The sequence below is a fragment of the Streptococcus sp. 22.1 genome (assembly GCF_016648645.1).
GTDB lineage: Bacteria > Bacillota > Bacilli > Lactobacillales > Streptococcaceae > Streptococcus.
In genome coordinates, this window is record NZ_JACLQK010000040.1 from 1 (window position 1) to 3,586 (window position 3,586).

The window sequence follows — 3,586 nt, forward strand, 5'->3', positions numbered from 1 at the left end:
GTTTATTATTGATTTCACTGACCGCAATGTCAATAAATAAAATGTGCCATATATTATCAAAAAGAAAAACAGAAAAAGCAACAAAGATAGCATTATAATATTGCCTGCAACCAATGTATCCATAAATAAATATTTATAGAAAATAAGCAACATACTACCATTTATTATCCCAATTAATACAGGAATAAGGAAAAGTATACCTATTTCATATCCGACAATCCGATTAATCATTTTTTTACTATAACCTAACTTACTCAGATAGCTATATTCTTCTTTATTTTCCATGATTTCTATGAGGCTTGTAAAGTATAGAATACTACCTGTACAAATAATAAAGAGTATGGATAGGAAGGTTATAAAGATATAAGTCGCAATATTAGCAGTCTTTACTGTGTGTTCCCTACTATAACTACTGATAACATCAGGAACCGTACTAAACTGATTGTAAAATGTTTCACTTGACCTAATTGAATCTCCATTAAAAGTCCTAATTGTCATTTTTTTCTCTGGAAAACGAGAACTAAGCTCAGCATATAATTTATCAGAAACCACCAGAGTCGTGACACTTGTAGAAAAACTAAAAACATTATTCGTTGATACTTGTTTTACAGTAACATCGTATGCATTTTCCAAATTAAAGGTTTTCCCTAGGCTAATTTCTGTTGGAAAATAATTTATTAACAATGGTAGTGACTCACTACCTTCAATAGAATTTTTTCTTCCTTGAGCTTTCATTAACTCTTTATAATCACTGTAATTAATTATATCAAAATAAGGAATTGTTTGCCCAGATTCTGTGATAGTCACTTCTGGGTTAGTGTTCAATCTCAATAGGTTAATATCAACTAAACTCACTTGCCCATTCTCTAAAATATTTGTAACATTGACTTGACCATTTTCTGATTCAACATTATATTCTATCGCAGATGGAGTCAATCTTTCTATTCCATTAAGAGAATAAGCATAAAGCATTACCATAATTCCAGTAACTGAAACGGTTAGTGTTAAAAGCCCCCCCAAGACTGTTAATAATTTATTTTTTGTCGCAATACGATAGTTAAATTTAGGATAGATAATATTAGAGAGAGGACGATATAACCTTTTTTTCTTTTCTTTTAAGAAAGAAATTACAAAAGTCAATCCATATCTGATTGTAAAAATTGAGCCTAAAATAACTAAGATAATTATCAAAAGAGAAATTGGTACCATCCCTACGCTTAATAGCATCTTTCGTGTGGATGAAAACACTGTCGTCAAACATAAAACATATGACAATAGCAATGCGGTAATAGCAATAATAGCTCTGACTTTTCTTATCCTGATTTTTTTCTCAGCCTTTTTTGAGAAATTAACAAATTCAATCAATGACTGTTTAGCAATAATAACTCCATTTGTGATGAAATTAATCAGAAAAACTACGACTAATATTCCTAAAGACTCTATAATCTCTTTAACTGTAATAAACCACTGAACTTCCATTGTTAAATCCAATAGATGAGTAATTACCAGTACAGCTAAAAAATATAAAGTAGGTCCTAGCAATAAACTTACCAAGTAACTCAGAACTAGAATAACAAGATTTTCTAAAGTTAGTAATTTTGTTAATTCTCTTTTTGAAAACCCTAGTATTGCTAAGACTCCAAGGTCTTGACTGCGTTTTTTTACAAAGAAATTATTGAAGTAGATTAAGAATACCACCAAAAATACAATCAAAAATAACAATGAACCATTAGCGATAACTAGAGCTTGACCACTATCCCCAATTTTTTCTGCGATGATTTTATCTGAAATAAAATTTAAAAAAGCTATAAAAATACTTAATAAACCGATCGTAGCTAGAAAATAGATACGATATAACGGAAAATTCTTTTTAATGTTAGATTTTGTAATTGACCAAATCATATTACTCTCCTCTATCGGATAAAGCTTGACTAATTACATCGTAAAACGACTCTCCACAATCTTTTTTATCAATCTCCATGTGAAGTTTCCCATCTTTGAGGAGTATAACTCTGTCGGCATAAGAAGCTGATAAAACATCATGAGTAACCATTAGAATAGTTACCTTTTCCGTTTTATTGATTTCACTCAAAATCATCATTGTTTCCTCAGAAGATTTCAAGTCAAGTGCTCCTGTTGGTTCGTCAGCAAAAATAATTTCTGGGTCTTTAATGATTGCTCTGATAATACTGGCCCTCTGTCTTTGACCTCCAGAAAGTTGATAAGGGTATTTTTTCAACTGTTCATGTAAATTAAATCTTTTTGCATAGCTATTTATCAAATCATCAATCTTTGAAGAATCAACATTTTTTAAAGACAAAGCAACAGAAATATTCTCCCTAATGGTTAGACTGTCTAACAGCATATAATCTTGAAAAACAAAACCAATATCATTTTTTCTAAAATTAGTTGCCTCCTTATCAGAGAATGTGCTAATCTCTTTATCCGCACAATAAATATTCCCACTATCAATTTTATCAATAATTGAAGTAACATTTAAAAGCGTCGTTTTCCCACTACCGCTACGCCCCATGACAGCTACAAATTCTCCTTTTTCCACAATCAAATTGATATGGTCTAGAGCATAATTCAGTTGATTGGGATATTTTTTGCAAACATCTTTTAATACTAATTGTTTCATTTTACCTCTTCCTCCTGATATTTATTCATATATGAGTCATATAAGTCACAATAATACTTATTATTTTTGTACAAATAATAATGGTTTCCATAGTCAATAATTTTGCCATTATCCATTATTAAAATCTTATCAGCTTTTTCAACTGTATTAAGTCTGTGGGTAACCAAAACCCTCGTACAATGTAAAGCCTCAACACTTTTTTGGATTATTCTTTCAGTTTTTACATCTAAAGCTGATGTAGGTTCGTCAAGAACTAAGATTCTAGGGGTGGTTACAAGTTCTCTTGCTAAAGAAATCCGTTGTTTTTGCCCCCCAGATATTGATGGATTATCTCGAAAAAGTAGAGTATGAAACTTCATTGGCATACTCATGATATCATCATATATTGATACTCTTTTACAAGTTTCAATAACCTGTTCTCCTGAAACAGATTCTCTCCCTAGCGAAATATTATACATCACATCCCCATCAAACATGGGAGAATCTTGAGATACAAAAGCCGATATATTCCTAAAATCTTTTTTATCAATTTTAGAGTAGGATATATTGTTGTATGTGATGTCTCCACTACTAGGGCTTACATAGCCTAACAACATCTTAGCTAGAGTTGTCTTTCCACTTCCACTTTTCCCTATAATTGCAACAAATTCTCCTGAATGGACTTTTAGGTTTATTCCATTTAACACTTTTGCCCCATTTAACTCATATTGATAGTTTATATTTTTTAAATTTATCTCTATATCTGTATCCTCTGATAACTTATAAGTACCATTCGTCTCATTATCAAGAGTTGATATCTCTAATACCCTTTCGTAATGCTTAACACCATATAGAATCTCATCAATCGAATTCAAAATATTATTAATGGGATTAATAAAATTTAAAACCATCATATAAAGAAGAATAAGCTCACCACTGCCACTATTTGGTGAATAATATAGAAAC

At 30.7% G+C, this 3,586-nt stretch carries 3 protein-coding genes; all 3 read right to left on the reverse strand.

The genetic code is table 11. The features are described 5' to 3' along the window. Positions 1 to 1,902: ABC transporter permease (locus tag H7U04_RS11155; RefSeq protein WP_201059826.1), on the reverse strand; the 1,902-nt coding region annotated here is incomplete at its 3' end. 1 nt (position 1,903) lies between these two features. Next, complete coding sequence (locus tag H7U04_RS11160; RefSeq protein ID WP_002887184.1) at positions 1,904 to 2,641, reverse strand: ABC transporter ATP-binding protein; 738 nt, start codon at positions 2,639 to 2,641, stop codon at positions 1,904 to 1,906. Beyond that, the coding region (locus tag H7U04_RS11515; RefSeq protein ID WP_260315584.1) for an ATP-binding cassette domain-containing protein at positions 2,638 to 3,586 on the reverse strand (949 nt) is incomplete at its 5' end. The genes H7U04_RS11160 and H7U04_RS11515, both read right to left, overlap by 4 nt.